This is a genomic window from Paenibacillus sp. BIC5C1 (assembly GCF_032399705.1).
Lineage (GTDB): Bacteria > Bacillota > Bacilli > Paenibacillales > Paenibacillaceae > Paenibacillus > Paenibacillus taichungensis_A.
In genome coordinates, this window is the sequence record NZ_CP135922.1 from 1,272,822 (window position 1) to 1,295,080 (window position 22,259).

Below are 22,259 nucleotides of genomic sequence, written 5' to 3' on the forward strand. Positions count from 1 at the left end.
CAGTTCTTATACGTAAATAGGGATATATGTCGTTTTACAATAAGGTAGAAGGTTTATTTCTTGTGAGGAGGGATTCCATGGAACTCTATTTCAGAGATAATTTCTTTAATGCAGGGTACACCGAGATTATGAACCATCAACAGGAACAGGCAGGTCATCTCGATTTAAAAAGTGCCTTTGGTTCATCGCTTGATGTATTCGATAACTCGGGGCTCATCTGCAGTGGTAAATTCCGCATGTTAAGTAACCGTTGGGATGTAACCTCGGCCGATGGAAGGGAATGGGGTGTCTTAAGGGCGAGGATCAGTTTCTTCAGTAAAAAGTATGAGTATGATGCAGGACCGCGTGGTGTGTATGATGTCTCCGTTCCGGCGTTTTCACAGGAATATGATATCACCGGGATGGGCGGCAAAATCGTGGCAAGCTTCAGGCGTACAAGTGGCTGGTTTGGTTCAGGTGCGTTTGTGTTAGACAACAAATCAGAACAGCTGGATACGTATGAATTGATTGCGGTTGTGATGGGCGTACATGCGATTAATAAAAGAAGGAATTCGGCTGCCGGCAGTGGCGCGTAGACAGAACATATGAACAAAGAGGCTGTCCCTTGGGTCGTTAGCATTAACGGGGACAGCTCTTGTTGTCTTATTTTATTCTAATGAAACGAACACACGCTATTTGTCCCCATTTGCATAAGTTGGACGTTTAACGAATCACAACTAACATGAGCTATGCAGAATCACTGCCATCTGCATTGGCGAAAGGCTTTTCAATGGGGTGGCTGCGCACTCCTCCAGAAGTCCGTTCAGGCAGTGTTTCAAGCTCGGTTTCCGCATAGCGTGCCAATACTTTGGCGGCTGTCTCGGACATTCGCTCTCGAAGCGCAGCATTGTCCGCAATCCGTACCCGTTTGCCCAGAAAACGCATTTTGGAAAGTACGTAATCCATCTCATTCCGCGGAATGGTCAGTTCAATGCGGTACGTCTGTTGGGCTTCCACAAATTCCACCTGCTTCTCGAAGCAAGAAAAGGCATACAGAATTCGCGACAACTCCTGATTGAACTCCGGCAGCACTTCGATCGTTACGGTCGTCTTCCGGTTTTCCGTTAAAATCGCGATTTTGGCAGCATATTGCGAAGCAGTTTCCGGTTGAAGTGGCTGGGCTTCCGTTGTAATGATGCTGTGCAGCTTGGTGGACATCAGTTTGTTGTGGAGTGGAGCATACCAGAGCACGTACCATTCTTTTTTGACCATGGAATATTCGAGCTTGTAGGGGTATCCAAACTGATCCTGGCTGATTCGTCCATTGCGGACACGCCCTGTCAAACGAAACCCTTGATGATGCAAAATCATCTGCCGTAATGGCTTGAGCAGCGGATGAAAGACACTGTTTTCTTCACTTTTGGCTTTTTCGGTCAGGTAATCCTGAAGGTCCAGATCCTGCTCTGCATCCAGCATGTCATGCATTTTGTGCAACGTATTAGGGTGCAGCGCTTCTGGTGCAGCAGGGTGATTCAGCATCATGCGCAGCCAGGCTCGTTCCTGGGAAGTCCAGGTGAACAGTCCGGTTTCATTCAATCTCGTCATCATCTGGTAGTTGAACATCTTCTCGAACAGATTCATAATATTGCGCAATCTCCTTCCATTCCTTAATCATCTCCTGACGCAGCCTCTGTGGAGCAATCACCTCACAGCTTGAGCCAAAACTTCGAAGCCATGGCTTAATCTCGGTGATACCGTTGACCTGGATTTCATACAGAAAGGTATGATCTGTTTCGGGCGTAATCGTTCCCCACTGGCCTTGCAAACGAACCCGATCCAGAATGAAGTTACGCTGGCCATCCTGAGGATGGAAGAATCGTGCTTGAACCGTTACAGTGTTCCCCGTATCCACGAGCCAGCTGTAGCGGCTGATCTCAGCCCACTGTTGCTTTAATTTGAGCATATATTCTTCTTCAATTGAATCCTGTTCCTCTAGCTGTGTAATGCCTTCCATTCGGAACTTCACAAATCCTCGGCGTCCCTGAAATCCAATGACATACCAGCGGCCATACTGATGGTCATAGACAACTTCAAGTGGTACGATCCGGTTGGATCGTCCGCCTGCTTCCCGTTCAAAGCGTGGGTTTGTATTCTGCGAACTGTAGCTGGACGGTTTTTTGGGTGAATAATACAAAAACTGCACATGTTTTCGCTGGCGAATCGCACTAAGCAGAGTGTACAGATGTGCTTCATCCAGAATGCGTGAATAATAGTGGTACTTGTATATAAATGGCTCAGTAGCTTCTTCCTGTGGATAGCTTGTAGCAATGGCTTTTTTGAGACTGTCACGCAATAAATATCCCTGCACGGACGGAACCTGGGTGTTGGCCATAATATCCACAAAATCATACAACTCCAGCTGTTCTTCCACGGATAGCCCCGTAAGTACGTCCTGCTGCAACAGGTAACGATAAGGCCTGCCGCCAGGTTCCTTGCGGATCACCCCGACTTCTTCCAGATACTTCAGATCTGAGCGAATGGTCTTTTCGTCTGGTAATGCCAGATCTTCCGGAAGATCAGCACAGCAGGCATCCAGTAATTCCATAGCGGTTAAAGCCTGATCTTGAAGGGTGTGCAAAAGAACGGAAAGTCGCTGCACTTCAGTCTCTTTCATCGACTTGGCGCGAAAGAGGAAGAGCAGCATGGGCTCAGCAGATTCCCCATACTGGAAACGAACTAGATCCGCCATTTCTTTGTTTTGTTCCGAGCCTGAGCGTTGGTCCGCGACGGTCTGCATGATTTCTTTTAATCTACGCTGGGTTTTATCAAATGTATGTACGGAGATGCCGAGCCGTTCGGCGTACTGTTTACGGTTATACGCACCACTTGTCAGGGACAACATGCGCAGAAATTGAATTTCTTTGTCAAAGCTCTCTTTAGCCATGAATATTCACTCCTTGGTGGCCTGGAGTCAGGCGGATATAGTGGATGACTATGTTGGCAGAACAATTCTTCGTTATATAGAAACATTGGTGATCTTCCCATTTACTATATCCCTACATTGTATCAGGATGAGTGGCTGGTTTCATTTTAAACTTACGGCGGTTGAATCAATTTCATAATACCTTTAGCTGCTTCAATCGTTACAAAATGATATTTTTATGAGTTATGAAATTGATTCGTCGCCATACTTTCGCCATGTTCGCGTGCAAATGGGTGAGGCATAATAAGGGTGTGAAGCGGGGCAGCAACAAACTCTGCGGATCAAGGTTCCGAGGCGCCAGGGAGGGTTACTTCGATTGTTAATCGACCAGGTCGTTGGTTCAAATCCAATCGCCGCCGTTCATGGCGGTGTAGCTCAGCGGTAGAGCGGGTATTATACCTTCCCACCTTTTTCCTCGGAACATTTTATTATGGAGTATCAGTAAATAGACTCACACCGGGAGGTCATGAGTGATGAGCAGAGCAAAACAATTATTTAATCAACCTCAGCCAACGATACGTAATCATGGGGGCTACGGAGCCTATGAACGGTTGATAGAGGAACAATATATACAGATGTTGATGACCAATACTTTGAACAATACATTTTATGCAGATACCCAGCAGCTGATGGACGATGCGATGGTCAGTCATCAGGAGATGGCTGAGGTCGATGCAGGGTTTATGGCGCGGGCGCTGGTCTATGCTCGTAATGAAGGCTTGATGCGGTTACAGCCTCTATACGGGCTGGCACTCTTGTCCAAGGTGGACCCGGATCAGTTTGCGAAGGTATTCTCCAAGGTGGTACAGACACCGGCTGACTTGGCCGATTTTCTGACGATTCTTAGAGGAACGGGGCGAGGACAGGGCGGACGAGCGGTGAAGCGACAGGTGAGTCAATTTTTGAATGGTATTACTGAATATTGGGCGATCAAATATAACGGGCGCGGACGTGGATACAGTCTGGGCGATATGATCGCTACAGCACACCCCAAGCCGTCAGATATGAAGAAACAAGCTTTGTTTCGTTATTTGCGAGGACATGAGGTGGATCTTACGGACCTGCCGCAGTTGCAGGCGCTGGAAAAGTTGAAGGCAACCCCAAACCCTGCAAGTCGGATGCATCTGATCGAAAAAGGCAAACTGCCGTATTCGGTGATCACATCGATCATGCAGCCGACACGTACGGTATGGGAGGCGTTGATGTCCCAGATGCCCACCTTTGCATTGTTACGTCATCTGAATGCGATGGATCGGGCGGGAGTGTTTGAAAAATCGAAAAATATCGATTACGTAACGGGCCGTCTAACGGATGCAGAATCCCTGCGTAAGTCGCGCATTTTACCTTTCCGCTTCGCCAGTGTGTATGAAATGATCGCCAGAGAAGAGCTGCGCTCTGCTTTGCGGGAAGCGGTGGAGCTATCGATTGGCAACCTGCCATCGCTGCCGGGAAGAACCGCCATATTCCTGGATCGCTCCGGTTCCATGCAAGGGGATTATTTACGGATTGGATCGGTGCTGGCACTGGCACTTTATAAACAAACACGAGGCAACTCGCTGTTCTGGTTATTCGACCACATAGTTGAGGATGCTCGTCCCAAGATGGATGAAAGCATCCTTTCCCAAGCTCATCGGATTCGCGCACAAGGTGGAACTGACACGGGACGGCCTGTCCGAGAGCTGCGGGATATTGGAGAGAAAGTGGATCAGATCATTATGATCACCGATGAACAGCAGAATGAAGGCAGTCCGTTATATGCTGAGCTTGAACGTTATCGCCGGATGATGAATCCGGACCTGAAAGCATTTATCGTGGATATTGCACCTTATCAGCAGGCAATGGTGCCGCCACGGGATGGCAAAACCTTTTATATCTATGGGTGGAGTGAAACGGTACTGACGTATATTGCTGAGACTGTAGCGGGATATGATACACTTGCGAGCCGGGTGAGAGAGATAGAGATTTAAATTGGAAAATGTGGAGGGCACAGAGATGACTCATGTTCATGAAGAAATGAGAGATACGATTAGACAGCAGCTGAAGCAGATTGAACAGGAGGAGCAGGTGCGGATCATCTATGCCTGTGAATCGGGCAGCCGGGCATGGGGATTTCCTTCACAGGACAGCGATTATGATGTTCGTTTTCTGTATGTGAGACCGCTGGAATGGTACTTGTCCATTGAGGATAAAAGGGATGTTATCGAACGCCCGATCAGTGATCAGCTTGATATAAATGGTTGGGATTTACGCAAAGCCTTGAAGCTGTTTCGCAAGTCGAATCCGCCGCTGCTGGAGTGGCTGCAATCCCCGATTCAGTATGACGAACCGTACAGCGTGGCAGAGCATATTCGTACACTATCGCCTTTGACCTTCTCGCCAAAGTCCTGTATGTACCATTATCTGAATATGGCGAAGGGAAACTTCAGGGATTATCTGCAGGGTGAACAGGTGAAGATCAAAAAGTATTTCTATGTGCTGCGCCCACTGCTCGCCTGTGGATGGATCGAACGTTATGATGCGATGCCACCGATGGCATTTGAAGAGCTGGTGCAAGAGCTTGTTCCTCAGAGCGCGCCGCTCTATACGGAAATCCATGAACTGCTGCGCCGGAAAAAGGCCGGCGAGGAACTCGACCTGGAACCGCAGCTACCCGCCATACAGGCTTTTTTGGCGGAGAAGATTGCGTATTTTGAACAATTGGCCGCCCAGCTGGAGAATGAACAGATTATTCAATATGAAGAACTGGACCGTATCTTCCGTTTTGCACTGCAAGAGGTGTGGGCGGCAACCTTCGATTAAAGTATAAGGTCCTGCGTATTTGCACATCAAAAGTCTGAACCGGTGGGCCCACGTTTGTAACAGGATCGGAGAAGTGTGCGACTTCTGATCCCTTTGGAGTCAAGGTAATAGTACAGGTTTGGTATATCCAAGCCTGTTTTTGTTTATTTTTCGTCAAAATATTTCATTCAAGATAATTAAAATTAGGAGTTTTAACGTTAATATAAATAACTAAAGCCCTATATGTTTCCAATCCATTCTGGGTAATAATTAATAGTAAGCAAGTGGTCATTGGAATCTCACAACGTAACGATAGGGGGTAACCTGTATGGCGTCAATGATTCTGCTGGTGAAACAGACGGAAGATGATGAAAAGGTTATTTATCGATTCGGACCGAATGAGCGGAAGATGGGACTCATTGAAATGAATAAGGTCAAGGAAAGTGTGAAGGAACTGGAGCCTGTTCAGGTGGAGGGTGTCAGTCCGAGTTTTTATTTTAATCGGGCCGCGCAGCGACTGGTTCGATGTTTGTTCAGAGAAGGTGGTAAGTTCCCTGAACGGACGACATGTGAATCTTAGTTTTCTTAGGGCTGGTCAATCATATAATGGACTCGATCAGATCGAATATGCAGGTAACAAAAGAAGTTCAAGCTCATCCGGAGACGGCTGTGTTTGGACTTTTTTAGTTGTGCAGGCTTTGTGCTGACTTCTCCTCAGACCAAATAAAGCCCACAGCTCCGTTGAGGAGAGTGGACTAGTTATTTTTGCCTATAGGTCAGAACGTCTTCGCAAACGAAATCAGTGCGGTAATTGTAATGATGTTAAGCAACGTCGAGATTAGTACCGTCTGGGCGGCAAAGTCTGGCTCGTTATCGTATTCCTCGGCTAGAATGGACGCATTGACTCCGGTAGGCATGCCGGATGCGATAATAAGGGCCTGAGCGGCAATACCTTGCAAACCGAGCAGCAGCACAATGGAAATCCCGATGGCCGGGCCAATCAGCAAACGCAGAAATGTGCTAATATACACATCAAGACGATACAGGCGAATTGGATATTTTACAATTTGGGCGCCGAGTGTCAGGAGTGCTACAGCGACCATACTTTGTTGCGCGTAAGTCAGCGGCATGGACAGGAAAGTGGGCAGTGGAATATTTCCCATATGAAACAAAATGCCGAGTAACAGCGCATAAGGAACGGGCATTTTTAGAAATCCAATGATCACCGCACGGTAATTGCCTTTGAGCTTCGCGCCCTGAATGGACAGCACACCATAGGTAAACGTCAGCAATGCCTGTAAAGACATGACCAGTGCCTGAATGGAAGAGGCCAGCGGATCACCACGAAATACCAGGGAGTTGATGGGCAGACCATAATTGCCTGCGTTGTCCAGCATGATGCTGTTGTTGAAGGCAGCCTTCATGCCTTTGTTCATGCGAAGCGAGCGTGCGAACACAGACCCCACAATATAGAGAATAAGTACATATAAGGCGTAAAAAAGCGTGACGGTACCAAGTAATTCCCCCGACATATCGGAGTGATACATGCTCATAAAGACGGCTGCGGGGGTAATACAATAGAAATTGATTTTGGCGAGGGTGTACAAGTCCAACTTGAACACCTTTTGCATCCAGGACCCGACGGCAATCAGGAGAAAGACGGGCAGGACGACTTCAAGCATGATGTCTGCAATCATCAGTTCAGCTTCCTTTTTCATGAAAATTTCAGTCCGATTTCGAAAATACTTCAACCATTATATCATTTTATACACAGATGAAAGATGTAAATGACTAAAAAAGATAAGGGGGCTTTTCATTATGATTCCAGATCATCTGGATTATGGTTTATCGATATTATTTATTGGATTCAATCCCAGCATCACGTCTGGAGAGACGGGTCATCATTATGCTTATAAAGGAAACCGTTTCTGGCGCATTCTTGAGCGTTCCGGATTGACTCCTCGTTTATATGATGCACAAGAGGATGGAGAGTTGCTGAAGCTGGGGTACGGATTTACGAATATTGTTGCCCGGCCAACAAGAGGTATGGATGATATTACAAAGGAAGAATATGCAGAGGGACGGCAGATTTTACGGCAAAAGCTGGAGGAATACCGACCAGACATCGCCTGTTTTGTGGGGAAAGGGGTATACACTCAGTATAGTCAGCGTACCAAAGCGGAATGGGGATTTCAGGACGACCCGGTCGTCAAGGAAATTCATGAATTTGTAGCCCCGTCATCCAGTGGGTTAGTGCGTATGTCGATGGACGAGATCGTAGCGATCTATTCCCAGCTTAGTGATTTTGTCTCAGAGAAAAGCAGAGAGGACTGAAAAACGAAGCAAAAATGAAACTCCACATGGCAGCAAGTGGAGCAGTAACAAAGAACCTTCATTGGTTGCAGAGTTCGGCTATCCGGTTTACACCGGGTGGCGCGAATTCTTTTTTTTGGATAAAGTGAGAGGTTTCAGGAAGTGATTCCGTCTATTATAGTACAGAACCATGCATGGAAGCTGTAGAGAAGGGGGATTACATGACTCAACAGATACCAGAGGAGGAGCTCATTCAGCGTATTATCGCAGGGGACAAACAGCTATTTGCTGTGCTCGTGGATCGATATAAAAATAAAGTCTTCGGCATTTTACGCGGGATGGGTGCGAGTCATCAGGATGCACAGGATCTCGCTCAGGATACGTTTCTTCGGATGTACCGCTATCTTCCGACACGAAAGGAAGGAAGCAGTTTCTCATCTTGGGTATACACCATCGCTGTGAATCGGATGCGGGATTTTATGCGGCAACAGAAACCGGTCATGACCGCTGTTCATACAGGCTTGGAACAAACCAATGGTGAAACGCCAGAAAAACATGTGCTGCATAAGGAGATGCAGCGTGAAATATATCGCCAGATGGACCAACTGCCAGAGTCGTATCGGCTTGTGCTGCTGCTTAAATATACGAATGAGCTGAGCTACGAAGAGATTGCAGATATCACGGACATGAGCCCCGCACAAGTGCGTAATGCACTTTATCGAGGGAAGAAAACGTTAAAGAAGCAAATGGAGCGCAAAGGAGGTTTATCGACGTATGAAGCCTATTCCAAATGATGAGGATCGATTGTGGGAGCAGCATTTATTCCGCGAGGAACCGGATGCGGACTTTACGCTTGAGGTGATGCGAAAACTGGAAGGCGTGTCCATGGAAAGCGCAGAGCACGGGGATCCATTTACGAAAAAGGCTTCCAAATCCCATTGGATGCGCCGTACTGGGATTGCAGCGGCGGCAGTTGTGATCCTTGCGGGAGGGGCATGGTTTGCTTTTGATCACACAGCAAAATCGACTCAATCCACGGTAAATGCCGTAAATCAACGGCTTCCCGACATACCTGTACCAGAAGAACTCAAGTACTCCTATTTTGCCGATGATTACAAACGTTTGAAGCCGCTCGGTCTAGTGGTTAATCCGAATATCAACATTGAGGATCAGGGCTACACGCTTAAGATTGAAAATGTGCTTGTGGATCGTTCTCAGATTGTAATGACCGTGCAACAAACAATGCCTGATGGGTCAGAATTATCACGGTTAGTGTCTGTAATGGGTAGAATTCATGTTACGGATAAAGAGGGACGAGAAGTTGCCACTCTTGCAAGAGATACCAGAACAAAGGGCTATGTTACCGAACGACTGGTATTCCAGTTGCATGATGAAATTCCGGATCAAGTGGTCGTGCGTGGTGAACTGAGCCACTTAAATATGGGTTATTATAATTTCGAGACAAAATCGTACGAAGATAAAGAGGTTACGGTAGATTGGAGCTTTCAATTCAACATCGATATGACCAAAGCTAAATCACTGGCTGTTGAGGCTCCCATGAACAACACCTACACCACTCCTGAGGGTTTGAAACTGGATCTGACACAGCTTGTACGCACGCCAAACGGGACTCGCCTTGACATGAACATCAGTCTGAATGATCAGCTTCAAGCCAAAGTTGATGAGAATTGGGCGAACTATATGAGCATCATCTACCATCTTGAGATCCCTGAAACCAATGAATATCGAATTTTCAATGGATTTAGACCAGATGCCCGTGAAGCCAAGTTTCGGCTTCATGATGAGAGTGGCATAAGGGATGGTGGTCCATTGAAGTTATCGGAGACATGGGATCCTGCATTTGTAACGGTAGATGCAAAGAGCATTCGCTTTGTTCTGGATGGTTACACGATTCCTGTGAAGGAAGAGAAATCAGTGGAAGTTGATCTGGACAAGAGGCGTAAGGATACCAAGTTCTATACATTTGTAGAATTTGAACAGCTTGGGGATAAGATACTATTTGATGATTTTGATTATAAGCCTGTTCCGGAATCATCTAATCTTCAGATGAGTAATGTGAATAAAGGATATTCACTTGTTCTGAATGGAACAGGGACGTACCGAAATGCTTTCGTGGGTGATCGCTGGGTGGCAGTAGATTCGGAAGGAACAGAATATCCTGTTGAAGTGGTTGGTTATCCAGACCAGCCCAATAGTAACGGTGAATACGTTGCCGATAAACTGAAAATGGTCATCCGTGGTTTTTACAAAGAAGATGGAACGAAATTCACCTTAAAAAGAACCGTGGTTAATCGAGAGTACCGTGACGTGAATTGGGAAGTAGATCTTCCGTCGTACACCAGTCTGCCTTGGCAGAAATAACAGTCATGAATGACGAGGAGGGAATTGAAAAGCTTGGATGATTAACTAGATAGGGATGAAAGGCCCCGCATAATAACATGCGAGGCCTTTTTGATATTCAATTAAGTTAAGTTGTGCTGAAGCTAAAGAAGTTGTGCGCATTGATTTACGCCGATTCCCTTGGAATAAGGGACGTGGATAACATCACCGTTTCCTTTGGTGTTCCCGGGCGTTCAATTCTGCGCTGCAAAGCTTCGATTGCACGCTGCCCGAGTTCCTCTTTGCACAGGTTGACCGTGGTCAGAGGCGGGGATGATGTAGCGGCGGCATGCACATTGTCGATACCGATGACAAGACAATCCTCAGGTGTGGAGAATCCCATTTCCTGCAACTTATTCATCCACTGCAAGGCGATATCGTCATTGACGCCAATCCACGCATCAGGCCGTTCGTTGGCGGGCATGTTTTTGATTGTGGCAGCCAATTGGTCGATCCATTCGCCGTTCTCATAAGGAATATTCCATTCTCTGAACGTGGTCAACCGACTGCTGTCTGCGTGAAAATGGTTCAAAGCCAGTTCGATGCCGATCTTCCGCTGCGCAAAGCTGGCAGCTCGGCCATCATCCGTAATCAGACCGATGCGGCGGCACTGCATCGACATTAAATATCTAGCCACAGTAATGCCTGCTTCCAGGTTATCATGGCTAATGGTATCACAGTTCAATAGTGGCTCCTGATGATCCACGAGCACAATGGGGCGGCCTGTCTGGGTCAGTCGTTGCAGGACTGCATGGGGGAAAGCGCCCATGGCGATGACTCCTGCACAACGTTCCCAATCCAAGTGAGGAGCGATTGCCCGTTCTGGCGGCGTGTGTTCATCAGCGACTCCCAGAGAGGGAGATACAATGGCATGATGCCATCCTCTCTCATTACAGGCAGAGATCATGCCTGAGAGGACGCGCTGCCAGTAGTGGGGCTCACCCCGGTTGAGCTGATTCATGCAGATGAGAGCAAATGGAGGCTCGGATTGTTCTGTATGGGTTGCAGTTGGAACAGTGCTGCTTCCTGGGGTGCTTTGGCGATATCCCAAGGCACGAGCTAATTCCAGCACACGGGCGCGTGTCGCTTCGCTGACACCTGTCTTGCCACTGAGTGCACGGGAGACGGCATATTTGGATAATCCAAGCTGGTCAGCCAGCGACTGGATGGATACTTTACGTGACATTTCATTACTCCTTCATATGTAAACAATTTGCATAAATCCAACAAGCCATTTCAATCTATATAAATTGAACAAAACATTTACACGATAACGGAGAGGACAGAGATAACCTGAAGAAGCGGAGCGTTCGCCTTTATCCCCGGATTTTCCCCTTCGAAAAAGGGAATCCAAAAAAATCTGGGGATAACAGCGATCGGAAGGTTGTTCTGTCATCGGAGTGGCAGGTGTAAATATTCTTTAGTTCAATTTATATATACAAGATATGATCCAATTTATTTTTTTAATGAACCATCCGTTATGAATTGACGATCATCTTCTGGCACAGTACACTTACAAATAATAATGTTATTATAATTTATCATAACAAAAATAACAATGTGACACAAATCATTGAATGAAACGATGCAAACAAATATGGAAACTTCAATTCAAAGGAGACGACATCCATGGAACAGTTCAGATTACCGAAAATCCCCATGCCGCATCTGGAATTACCGCAAGCTGTGCAGAACATTCTTACCGAGGCTGAGGAAAGACTGCAACATAGACCCAGATTGCTGGCACAGTTCCGTAACTGTTTTCCCAACACGTTGGAAACGACGACAAAGCTATTGGATGATGGGACAACCTTTGTAATTACAGGGGATATCCCGGCAATGTGGCTGCGTGATTCAGTGGAGCAGGTGATGCACTACGTTCCGCTGGCAAAGGAAGACGAACAGCTGCAGCGGATCATTGGCGGGCTGATCAAACGGCATACATTCTATGCGGACATCGATATCTATGCCAATGCGTTCAACGAAACGGCTAATGGATGGCATTGGGATGCGAATGATGAGACAGAGATGTCGCCTTGGGTGTGGGAACGCAAGTTTGAGCTGGATTCACTTTGTTTCTCTATGCGGCTCGCCTATGCGTATTGGCGTGAGACGGAATTGACGGATATATTTGACGAGCGTTTCAAGAGGGTGATGGAGAGCATATTAAGTCTGTGGAAAACGGAGCAGCGCCATGGTGAGCAGTCTTCATATCGATTCATGCGCCGGAATTGCCCAGCTCATGATACGCTCCGTAATGAAGGATTCGGGATGCCGGTAAACTATACCGGGATGATCTGGTCCGGTTTCCGCCCCAGTGATGATGCATGTGATTTTCATTATAATATCCCGGCAAATATGTTTGCGGCGGTAACTTTGCGTCAAATGGGAGAGATTGCAAGGTGGGTATTCAGGGATGAGAAGCTTGTCAGTGAGATGGCTCATCTGGAAGAAGAAATACGACATGGTATTTCCTTATACGGTACTTACCGTCACCCCGAGTATGGGCAGATCTATGCCTATGAGACGGATGGTTACGGCAACTTTTGCCTAATGGATGATGCAGGTACCCCGGGACTAATGTCTATTCCGTATTTGGAGTATGCTTCCACGGAGGACATCGTGTACCAGAATACACGGCGCTTTATTTTGAGCAAGGAAAATCCGTTTTATTATGAAGGACAAGCAGCCAAAGGCATCGGCAGCCCTCATACTCCGCCTGGATACATCTGGCATATGGCGCTGTCCATGCAGGGTCTGACCGCAGACAATGATAAGGAAATGCTGGAGATGATAGAGCTGCTGGAGAACACGGATGCAGGTACCGGGTACATGCATGAAGGTTTTCATTCGGATGATCCAAACACGTTCACAAGGCCTTGGTTTGCCTGGTCCAACAGCCTATTCTCGCAGCTTGTGTACAAGGCAATGAAAAAAGGGATTCTATAAAATGATGTAAGTTCAAAAAATGACTGTCTGCAAAGCAGCCGTTCCGGTTACGAATCGTTCTTTCGATCGCTGTTATCCCCGGATTTCCTGATCACCTTTTTCAAAGTCGAAATCCGGTGATAGCGTATGCTTCCGATGCAGCTTTCTTGCAGAAAGCTTTCAGGCGAACACTTCGTTTCTCCAGGATCGATTTCGTTCCCTGCACTACTTCGCGTTTTATCAGAAACTTTTTTTGTACCTTGTATAGGAAAAGGAAGTAGGTAAAAAACAATAAAGCCCAAACTGCTAAACTTTTGCAGATTGGGCTTTATTTAATTCAAGTACACAGGCGCTTCGCTATGTGGTTTTCAGCAGATCGGCGATGAACACCTTTTGACCAGTGCGGGCACTTTCGAGGGACGCAAGCACCATGGCCATACTGAACTGGTTGTCACTGCAATCGGTCTCAGGCAGATGCCCGGATTCCAGCGCTGCGAACATGTCTTCGAGGCAGCCGTGATGTCCTGTTTTCTCCATGACAGGCTGCTCTCCTTCAATCCGCTCACACGGTTGGAAAAAGGACGGTTTGCCTTCCGCATCCAGCTGCTGCGCCGAGACAACTTCAGCATAAATGTCATCATGTCCATCCCAGATCGCGGTTCCTTTTTCTCCGGTTACACGCCAGGATGCTTCCCATGAAGTAGGCACACCCTCTGTACACCAGGACCCGCGATAGTTAAACACGGAGCCATCGGACATTTCGAAGATACATAACGCCATCGCATTGCCTTGATACCATGACCCCGGAGGATTGAATTCGTGGCAGTACACAGAGACCGGGTTGGCACCAAGAATGTATCGTGCCTGGTCGAAGGTATGAATCGCCATATCCAGCAGCAGTGGACTGTCCATCAGGTCACGGAATCCACCAAAATGAGGTCCCAGGAAGAAATCTGCCCCAGCAAAACCGACCTGGCCGATCGTTCCGTCGGAAATCAACTGCCGATAGGCGCGAATACGTGGATCGAAACGACGATTTTGCATCACAGCCTGAATATTACCTGTACGGCGTGCAGTCTGAACAATATCTTCACAGTCAGAGAAGGATTCCGCCAGAGGTTTTTCACCAAATACATGACATCCTTGTTGTAACGCCGTCATGGCAATGGTGTGATGGCTTGCTGGAATGGTGACATCAAATACGATATTGGCATCTGTTGCCCGAATGGCCTCACTGATATCCGTAAACGTGGGGCAGGAGAGGCCGTGCCGTGCAGCGAGTGCAACGGCGGTCTGTTCATACAGATCGACAAGCCCTACAATTTCCGTGTCCGGCCTTTGCATGGCATAATCTACCCAGGTATTGGACATGGCCCCACAGCCTGCCACAACTACCCGATAAGGATGACTCATCCAATCATCTCCTTATGCTTTTCATTTTCTATGTTCGTATAATGGACATCATGCCACTTCATGTTAATCCCGTTTCTATACCGGATTGGGAACAAAGTTTCCACCGCGACATTGTTTCAAATAGTTTAGTGCGTGCACCTGTCCGGTCATTTCGAGTTCATCTTTGTAGACAGGATCATGCCAGCCTTCAATATCAATCGTTCCCTGATACCCGTTTTGGCGCAGAATTGTAATAATGTCGGACCAGTTGGTATCCCCGAAGCCGGGTGTACGGTGCCAGACGAATTCACGTGGGCCGTGCACGCCATATTCTTTGACGATGTCCCAGGCAATGGTGGCATCTTTGCCGTGCACATGGAACACTTTAGGCGCCCACTTGCGCAGTTGAGGAATCGGGTCGATCAGGCTGGACATTTGATGGCATGGCTCCCATTCCAATCCAATGTTTTCATCAGGAACCGCATCGAACATCATCTCCCAGGCCGTTGGATTATGCGCAATGTTCCAATCGCCAGTCTGCCATGTACCGCCCATATCACAGTTTTCAAAAGCAATGCGTACACCCCGGTCTGCGGCCCGGCGTGCCAGTTCTCCAAACACTTCCTTGAACCGCGGAATCGACTGGTCAATCGGTTGGTCGGTCAGTCGTCCGGTGAACCCGGAGACGATATCCGCTCCGAAGAGCTGGGCATGGTCAATCACCCGTTCCCAACTGGCGAGTGTATCGGCATTATCCCCGGCTCCGGTGAGCGGATTGCCGAACACACTTACTGCAGAGATGACAATTCCTTGTTCGTCCACAATTTCACGGACACCTTTGGCAGTTTCGGCGAGGTCCAGATCACCCGTCGTTTGCCAGAAGGTCAGATTAAATGATTCGAAGCCATGTTTCATGATCTGTGGAATGACGCGGACTGCGTCGTGTCCACCTACAAGGGTACCTATGCGTAACGGATTATTCATGGTTGTATTTCACTCCAATATTGGCTTATAGTACTTCGTGACACACTCATTATAGCCGGGCATCTACCGGATGGCTCTATACAATCTTGTGCAATATTAGTCTGATCTTGTGGGGAAAGGAGGAGACAGCGTGCTGGACCTGAAAGCGCTTCACGAAAATACCCGCATTGACCATAAATCTCATCCATTTCAGCTGTTCCAGAATCGTTGCTGGGGGATGAAAACGGAAGAATGCATTCTGTACCTGCACTGGCATGAACACTTTGAACTGATTTTTATGCGGCAGGGCAGTGCCTTGTTTCATATCGACAGCAGACCCTACGTAGCTCAAGCAGGTGAGGTCATTATCATTCCCGGAGGGGCGCTGCATGTCGGGTATGCTTTGGAGGAAGGGGATATCCACTATGATTCGGTTGTGCTCAACAGTGCATTATTTCATGATTTTACCCTTGATCCCGTTCACTTGAAATATGTTGCTCCCTATCTGGAGGGGAAGGTAAGGTTCCCGGTGAAACCGGCGGAGCACGACGCAGCTTGCCAAGGCTATTACTCCCTGTTGGATGAAGCCATCGAGGAGATGGCCTCACAACCGCTGGCCTACCAACTGGTTGTGAAGTCCAAGCTGCATGCCTTGTTCACTCTGCTTGCCCGTACATTTATGCCACATCAACTTCCTGATAAAACAACGGGATCGTATTTTCCAAATCGGGAACGATTCAAGCATCTGATTGAGCAGATTGAAGCGGAGCCAACAGGGAAAATGTCCGTTACCGAGGCAGCCGGGAAGATAGGGCTGAATACGTATCATTTTTGTAAAATGTTCAAAAAACTGACCGGACGCACCTTTGTGGAATATGTGAACGGGTGCCGAATGACCAAAGCCGAACAGCTGCTGCAGGAGAGCAGCCTGACCATTACAGAAATTGCCGCCCAGGTTGGCTGTGATAACGCCAACTATTTTACGAAGCTGTATAAACAATACAAAGGGATGACACCCTCGCAGGGGCGGTTAAAATAGGAAAACCTTGTGTCAACAGGTACAAACAAAAATCCGGATCACCGCCAGAGATGCGCGAGTAATCCGGATTATTTTATGAATATCAGATATCAGAACAAACATTTGATCTGTTTATAAACATGCTTATTTCATGAATTTAGAGAATAACCGATTAGCTTTCTTGGAGAGGTCGTCCAACTTGATATTGGCCTGATCCAGTTGATTGTATCCCCACTTGATCGTTTGCAGCATGCGAGGGGAGATGGGCGTACCTTTGATCCGTGGATAAATGTTGTGATAGGCCCAGACGAGATGCTCCCAGCGATTATCGTTACCGTCCTGAATATACTCCGATACGTCGATGACTTTCCCGCGTCCATTCTGGAGAATTACATTTTTCAGGTGAATGTCCCGTGGATTCAGGCCGCGGCTGCGTACTGCCTCACGCGCTTCGTCCACATCGAGCATGACCTGCTCAGGGACCGGGATACCTTTTTCCAGACATTCGAGTAAGGTATCTCCCGCTTCAAAACTGATCACAAGAATATTCCGGCCGCTGCCGTAATAGGTAGGGAAATAGGGCAGACCTTTGAGCTGCTCATATACCTGTTTTTCATTTTCAAGTTTGTCCAGGGCATGATCTGAGTACATCTTGAAGGCATACTGCGGCAATCCGTCATACGTAAATACCGCCGCATCCGTTCCTGTGCCAATACAATTCAGTCCTTCTACATGGCCAATGATGTTCACGAGCTCATTCCGGTCGCTTCCGATGACTTGGATTTGTTGTAATGCTTCTTCCGCCTGGAACCAATCCGGTCGATTCATGGGTGGTGCCTCCTTTTAGGATATGCCTGTACAATTATCTGTCTAACTGCAAAATCCTGTACTCTTTTAGTATAGTATGCGTTCTGCGCTGTAATTTCATATTCTGGTGATGTTACTATATAAACGTTACGCATTGAATCGGAAACGGTTGCGGATAGAAGAAAATTACGGAAGGGGTGCTTGCGACGTTTTTGCTCTTTCCTATATACTGTGAGCATTAAGGGATCTCATGCAGATCCGGCATACAGAAAGGCAGAATATCTTATGGCACAATACCCGCAGTGGTCTTATTCGCAGTCGCGGGCGAGTATGTTCGATGAGTGCCTGCGCAAATATTATTATCATTATTATGGAGCCCATAACGGCTGGAAGGCAGAGTCGGCTGATGAGATGCAGGTACGTCTGTATCGGTTGAAGCAGCTCAGCAATCTATACCTCGTATTCGGCGACCTCGCGCACCGGATGTGTGAATCGGCGGTTCGCAGCAGGGAAGAAGGCAAGGATAAACCGCGTGAACACTTTCTGGAACAAACTATGCGCAAGCTGCTCAATCAGGCGTATGTGGAATCGATGGATCAGGATCAGTGGCGGCTCGACCCCAAGAACCGGGTAATGTTGTCTGAGATGTATTACGGGGATGACACGTTGAGTGACCGGATTGCCACGATCAAAGAACGAGCCTCGGCCTGTGTCGGCAATCTGTACCAGACGCTCACGTGGGAGGACCTGTCCCGTGCAAGTACGGATATTTTGGAGATTGAGAAATGGGATACGATGATGCTGCACGATACGCGTGTGTATGTGAAGATGGACTTGTTATATCGTCGCAGCAACGGCAACATCGTCATTGTGGATTGGAAAACGGGCAAGGAGGATGACTTCTCGGATCAATTGATGCTGTACGCATCCTATGTGAGGGAGCATTACCGGGTTCCACTGGAGCAGATCGAGCTGCGGGTGGAGTACCTGTTAACCGGGACACACCGAGAGTTTACGGCAACGGAAGAGGATATCCTGAAGGTGGAGGAGAACGTGGGGCGGTATATTGCGGAGATGCGCTCCTGTGTGGATGATGAGTATTACAACCGTCCCAAGGACGTTTCGTATTTCACGCCAATGCCTTCACGCCGTGCTTGCCGGGACTGTAATTTCCGTGAGGTATGCAGCGAACGTGTAGTATAGAGCACTAGAAGCATCTTCAGATCTCATTCCTATTCATGTGAAAATAAAACAAGAAGCGCCAGCCTGGACAGGATCTGCCCGGACTGGCGCTTCTATTACGTTCCACAGGCCGGCGACAAGGCGCCAGGTGGAACGGTCATGTCAAGATTACTGGACCGTGGCGGTATTCTCCAGCGCCTGTCCTGCGGGAACATAGGCATGCCCGAGATCCCGGGCAACCGCCTCATACGTGATATGTCCATTCAGCACGTTTACCGCGCTGCGAATGGACGAACTGCCGCGAATCGCGGCAGCTGCACCGTGGTTCGCCAGCTGCAGCGCATAAGGCATGGTGGCGTTGGTCAGCGCCACCGTAGACGTGCGCGGCACCGCGCCAGGCATGTTCGCTACCGCGTAATGCACCACACCATGCTTCACATAGGTCGGTTCATCGTGGGTCGTGATATGATCAATGGTCTCCACAATTCCGCCCTGATCAATTGCGACATCCACAATGACCGAGCCGGGTGCCATGGTGGTGACCATTTGCTCGCTGACTAGGGTCGGCGCTTTGGCGCCTGGAATCAGCACCGCACAGATCAGCAGGTCGGCAGCCGCAACAGCCGACGCAATATTGGATGGACTCGATACCAGCGTATGAATCTGATTGCCAAAAATATCATCCAGCTGGCGCAGACGATTCAGATTCAAATCAAGGATGGTCACATCCGCACCCAGACCAATCGCGATTTTGGCGGCATTCGTACCTACTGTGCCACCTCCAATAATGACGACCTTGCCACGGCTTACGCCGGGTACGCCTGATAACAGAATGCCTTTGCCACCTTCCGTTTTCTCCAGCAGCTGCGCTCCAATCTGAGCAGACATCCGTCCGGCAACTTCACTCATCGGGGTGAGCAGAGGCAGTGTACCATTAACTTCCAATGTCTCGTACGCAATGGCAGTCACCCGGCTTTCAATCAGTGCCTTTGCCAGTGCAGGTTCCGCTGCGAGGTGCAGGTAGGTGAAAAGAATCAAGCCAGGACGAAAATAGGGGTATTCGCTGGCAAGGGGTTCTTTGACCTTGATGATCATATCTGCCTCTGCCCACACAGTTGAAGCTGTATCCCGAAGCTCCGCTCCGGCCGATTGATATTCGTTGTCTGTGAATCCACTGCCCAATCCTGCGCCACGTTCGATCATGACTTGATGTCCGGCTCTGATAAAATCAGCAGCTCCAGCAGGGGTCATTGCTACACGATTTTCATTGTTTTTGATTTCTTTCGGAATTCCGATTCTCATCGCCATGCACCTCGTCCATTTAATGGTTGTTAGCTTATACTACAAGTTTATGACCTGGATCATCGTTTTGCACCTTACCTCATGTCTATGTTTTGAAGAATTGATTCAACATAATGTCGAGAAAAGACTATTCAGGACATTTGTCCATCGCTTATAATGTAAGAAAAAATGACACTATGAGGGATCGATATTGAGAAATGACCGCGTGTTTACGATAAAGGATATTCTGGCTCGCCCTGTCTTTGCCAAAGCCCGGCTTGCTGCGGGGAAAGAAGGAACATCACGTCAAGTTGGATGGGTTCATGTGCTGGAGATTACCAATGTTTCTCCCTTTGTAAGCCCCCATGATCTTATTTTATCCACTGGACTATGGCTTCAATCGGAAGAAGGGCGCGAAGAATATCTGCTCCAGTTAATCCGGAGCGAAGCGGCGGGGCTCTGCGTGGAGTTTGGTACGAGCATTCATGGCATACCCGAAGAATTGATAGAACTCGCTGACAGGCATCAATTCCCGCTTATCGTGTTTGAGCAACCGGTCCGTTTTGTTGAGATCACGCAAGATATTCACGCTTTGCTTATTAATCATCAACACCAACTGCTGAAAAGTCTGGAAACCTATTCCCGTCAGCTTCAGCAGCGAACATTACAGAGTACAGACATGTCGGCTGTGCTCAATCTTCTGCATGAATATGCAGCCAAGCCGGTTGTGTATATCTCGTCCATGGAACCGGGCAGTTTTGTGCCGGAGCTGCCCTCCGAGACACAACAAGCGATCTACACATGGTACGAACAGGAGGTTGAGCATCTGGATCTCAATGATTCAGACACGGAGTTATGGTTCCATCTGGATGAGGAACAGGTGTTGCTATGTCACCCGGTCGTATGTTTTGGGCAGGTTTTTTCCGCAGTAGGCATGGTTGTACATCCTTCGGCACCCGTCGAATATCTCAAGCTGTTGCTCGATTATACAGCGAAGGCTGCGGCCGCATTGACGCTGCGCTCTCAGTTTCTGGAGGAGAAAATGGTACGCAACCAAAATGAGCTGATCCAGGATCTGATGAACGGTAACATTCTTCAAGAGGAGCAGGCACAGACCCGAATGGGGCTCCGTCTGTTGGTGAAGGGACAGTACTGGTTTGCCGGCGGCGTTATTGAGATGGAGCACCGTCTGAAAGGCATAGGCCGTGAGCGAATGGAAACCAATCATCAGGATATTCTGGTGCTGCTGCGTTCCTTGCTCAAAAAGAACAACCTGGCCAGCCTCATCATGCTGAAAAATAATCAGGTATATGTATGCTGCGCCAAGGAAGAGAGCAAGACATCCACACGAAATCAACTGGTAAAATCACTTGAAGGCATTATTAGTGATGTGAAGAGATTTGCGAGTCGCAACCTGAAGCAGGTTACGATCCATGCCGGATTTGGCAAGGTGCGTAACCGGTTAACAGGATTGCCGGACAGTCTGCGGGAAGCATATCAGGTCATCGAAGTTTCACGATCCGTGGATCGGCTGGAACATATTCATTTTTACGAACGTATGGGTATATATCAAATGCTCAAAGCATTGCCCCAATCGTTTCTGCAGCCTTTTGTCAATGACCATCTGGGCGTTCTGATTGACTATGATCGGGCACATCATCTAAGGCTGGTGGAGACATTGGATGCCTTTCTGCAAAATTTTGGTTCCAAACGGGATGCGGCTGCTCAATTGTTCATACATCGGCAAACCTTGTACAATAGATTGGAGAAGTTAGAAGAATTAATGGGACCAGATTTTATGGATCAGGAAAGAAGAATCTGCCTGGAGATGGCGCTGCTTGCTCATGCCATGATCGAGGAGGAACAGGATTTTCCATCTTGATGAATCAGGCTGGAAGACAGTCCAGACTGTGCATTATTGAAAGCATGCACAGTCTAGCAATTTTTACTGATGCGACGAGCGTTTCGTAATGCTCTTGGTAATACAGAGTTGCCAGAAGCCGGACGGCGGCCACGGAACAGTTTGGGTTGGCCGGAGGAAGGTGCAAGGGATAACGAGGTGGGAGCAGCCAAGCGATATGGCGAAGAGCTGCGCTCCGGAAGAGTTTCCGTCTCCATTCTTTTGGATGAAACACCGGTTTGACGCAACCATTCATCAAGTCGCTCGCGGTTGATTCCCAGTTGTCCGCTCAGATTACAGATATCGAGGTTTTTTCTCACACAAATCCGCCTTTC

20 protein-coding genes are annotated in these 22,259 nt (G+C 48.0%); 11 read left to right on the forward strand and 9 right to left on the reverse strand.

The window, feature by feature from the left end; all coding sequences use genetic code 11:
- The first annotated feature begins 77 nt into the window (after window positions 1-77).
- A complete protein-coding gene (locus tag RS891_RS05755; RefSeq protein ID WP_315794740.1) occupies window positions 78-575 on the forward strand; it encodes an LURP-one-related/scramblase family protein in 498 nt (165 codons plus the stop codon).
- A gap of 151 nt (window positions 576-726) precedes the next feature.
- On the opposite strand, the gene RS891_RS05760 is transcribed toward RS891_RS05755, so the two are convergent.
- The gene (locus tag RS891_RS05760) at window positions 727-1,620 is read right to left on the reverse strand and encodes a WYL domain-containing protein (RefSeq protein ID WP_315794741.1); all 894 of its coding nucleotides are present in this window, start codon (window positions 1,618-1,620) and stop codon (window positions 727-729) included.
- Window positions 1,568-2,923, reverse strand: coding sequence for a helix-turn-helix transcriptional regulator (locus RS891_RS05765; RefSeq protein ID WP_113054129.1), 1,356 nt, complete (start codon window positions 2,921-2,923; stop codon window positions 1,568-1,570). The genes RS891_RS05760 and RS891_RS05765 overlap by 53 nt, the downstream gene beginning before the upstream one ends.
- Before the next feature lie 512 nt (window positions 2,924-3,435).
- Here RS891_RS05765 and RS891_RS05770 point away from each other — a divergent pair.
- From RS891_RS05770 to RS891_RS05780, 3 genes are all read left to right on the forward strand, one after another.
- Window positions 3,436-4,929 (forward strand): TROVE domain-containing protein, encoded by a 1,494-nt coding sequence (locus tag RS891_RS05770; protein ID WP_315794742.1) that lies wholly within the window; start codon window positions 3,436-3,438, stop codon window positions 4,927-4,929.
- A 25-nt stretch (window positions 4,930-4,954) separates the two neighbouring features.
- A complete protein-coding gene (locus tag RS891_RS05775; RefSeq protein ID WP_113054131.1) occupies window positions 4,955-5,761 on the forward strand; it encodes a nucleotidyltransferase domain-containing protein in 807 nt (268 codons plus the stop codon).
- A 307-nt stretch (window positions 5,762-6,068) separates the two neighbouring features.
- Entirely contained in the window at window positions 6,069-6,320 is a 252-nt protein-coding gene (locus RS891_RS05780; RefSeq protein ID WP_063567677.1) for an RNA-binding protein, read from the forward strand.
- 196 nt (window positions 6,321-6,516) lie between these two features.
- Here RS891_RS05780 and RS891_RS05785 read toward each other — a convergent pair whose 3' ends face one another.
- On the reverse strand, window positions 6,517-7,437 hold the full coding sequence (locus RS891_RS05785; protein ID WP_063567676.1) for an AEC family transporter: 921 nt from the start codon (window positions 7,435-7,437) through the stop codon (window positions 6,517-6,519).
- Between the two features lie 121 nt (window positions 7,438-7,558).
- Between RS891_RS05785 and RS891_RS05790 the strand changes: the two genes are divergently transcribed.
- The 3 genes from RS891_RS05790 to RS891_RS05800 all read left to right on the forward strand — a co-directional run bounded on the left by RS891_RS05790 (window position 7,559) and on the right by RS891_RS05800 (window position 10,435).
- On the forward strand, window positions 7,559-8,074 hold the full coding sequence (locus tag RS891_RS05790; protein ID WP_315794743.1) for a mismatch-specific DNA-glycosylase: 516 nt from the start codon (window positions 7,559-7,561) through the stop codon (window positions 8,072-8,074).
- Window positions 8,075-8,274: 200 nt separating this feature from the next.
- On the forward strand, window positions 8,275-8,847 hold the full coding sequence (locus RS891_RS05795) for an RNA polymerase sigma factor (RefSeq protein ID WP_315794744.1): 573 nt from the start codon (window positions 8,275-8,277) through the stop codon (window positions 8,845-8,847).
- Entirely contained in the window at window positions 8,828-10,435 is a 1,608-nt protein-coding gene (locus RS891_RS05800) for a DUF4179 domain-containing protein (RefSeq protein WP_315794745.1), read from the forward strand. The genes RS891_RS05795 and RS891_RS05800 overlap by 20 nt, the downstream gene beginning before the upstream one ends.
- Before the next feature lie 145 nt (window positions 10,436-10,580).
- Here RS891_RS05800 and RS891_RS05805 read toward each other — a convergent pair whose 3' ends face one another.
- Window positions 10,581-11,639, reverse strand: a complete 1,059-nt coding sequence (locus RS891_RS05805; protein WP_315794746.1) for a LacI family DNA-binding transcriptional regulator — start codon at window positions 11,637-11,639, stop codon at window positions 10,581-10,583.
- Between the two features lie 443 nt (window positions 11,640-12,082).
- Here RS891_RS05805 and RS891_RS05810 point away from each other — a divergent pair, with 443 nt between their 5' ends.
- Window positions 12,083-13,402, forward strand: a complete 1,320-nt coding sequence (locus RS891_RS05810) for a glycoside hydrolase family 125 protein (RefSeq protein WP_113054135.1) — start codon at window positions 12,083-12,085, stop codon at window positions 13,400-13,402.
- Window positions 13,403-13,738: 336 nt separating this feature from the next.
- Here RS891_RS05810 and RS891_RS05815 read toward each other — a convergent pair whose 3' ends face one another.
- Complete coding sequence (locus RS891_RS05815) at window positions 13,739-14,794, reverse strand: Gfo/Idh/MocA family protein (protein WP_315794747.1); 1,056 nt, start codon at window positions 14,792-14,794, stop codon at window positions 13,739-13,741.
- A 75-nt stretch (window positions 14,795-14,869) separates the two neighbouring features.
- Window positions 14,870-15,757: a sugar phosphate isomerase/epimerase family protein gene (locus RS891_RS05820; RefSeq protein WP_315794748.1), complete on the reverse strand. Its 888-nt coding sequence runs from the start codon at window positions 15,755-15,757 to the stop codon at window positions 14,870-14,872.
- A gap of 130 nt (window positions 15,758-15,887) precedes the next feature.
- Between RS891_RS05820 and RS891_RS05825 the strand changes: the two genes are divergently transcribed.
- On the forward strand, window positions 15,888-16,775 hold the full coding sequence (locus RS891_RS05825; protein WP_113054138.1) for a helix-turn-helix transcriptional regulator: 888 nt from the start codon (window positions 15,888-15,890) through the stop codon (window positions 16,773-16,775).
- 123 nt (window positions 16,776-16,898) lie between these two features.
- Here the strand turns inward: RS891_RS05825 and RS891_RS05830 are convergent, their stop codons facing one another.
- The gene (locus RS891_RS05830; protein ID WP_076290223.1) at window positions 16,899-17,582 is read right to left on the reverse strand and encodes a serine/threonine protein kinase; all 684 of its coding nucleotides are present in this window, start codon (window positions 17,580-17,582) and stop codon (window positions 16,899-16,901) included.
- Between the two features lie 264 nt (window positions 17,583-17,846).
- On the opposite strand from RS891_RS05830, the gene RS891_RS05835 reads away from it, so the two are divergent.
- The gene (locus tag RS891_RS05835) at window positions 17,847-18,764 is read left to right on the forward strand and encodes a PD-(D/E)XK nuclease family protein (RefSeq protein ID WP_315794749.1); all 918 of its coding nucleotides are present in this window, start codon (window positions 17,847-17,849) and stop codon (window positions 18,762-18,764) included.
- 147 nt (window positions 18,765-18,911) lie between these two features.
- Here RS891_RS05835 and ald read toward each other — a convergent pair whose 3' ends face one another.
- Window positions 18,912-20,045, reverse strand: coding sequence for an alanine dehydrogenase (gene ald / locus RS891_RS05840; RefSeq protein ID WP_315794750.1), 1,134 nt, complete (start codon window positions 20,043-20,045; stop codon window positions 18,912-18,914).
- A 190-nt stretch (window positions 20,046-20,235) separates the two neighbouring features.
- On the opposite strand from ald, the gene RS891_RS05845 reads away from it, so the two are divergent.
- Window positions 20,236-21,906: a PucR family transcriptional regulator gene (locus tag RS891_RS05845; protein WP_113054140.1), complete on the forward strand. Its 1,671-nt coding sequence runs from the start codon at window positions 20,236-20,238 to the stop codon at window positions 21,904-21,906.
- Between the two features lie 53 nt (window positions 21,907-21,959).
- Here RS891_RS05845 and RS891_RS05850 read toward each other — a convergent pair whose 3' ends face one another.
- The gene (locus tag RS891_RS05850) at window positions 21,960-22,244 is read right to left on the reverse strand and encodes a hypothetical protein (RefSeq protein WP_146752142.1); all 285 of its coding nucleotides are present in this window, start codon (window positions 22,242-22,244) and stop codon (window positions 21,960-21,962) included.
- Window positions 22,245-22,259: the final 15 nt, after the last annotated feature.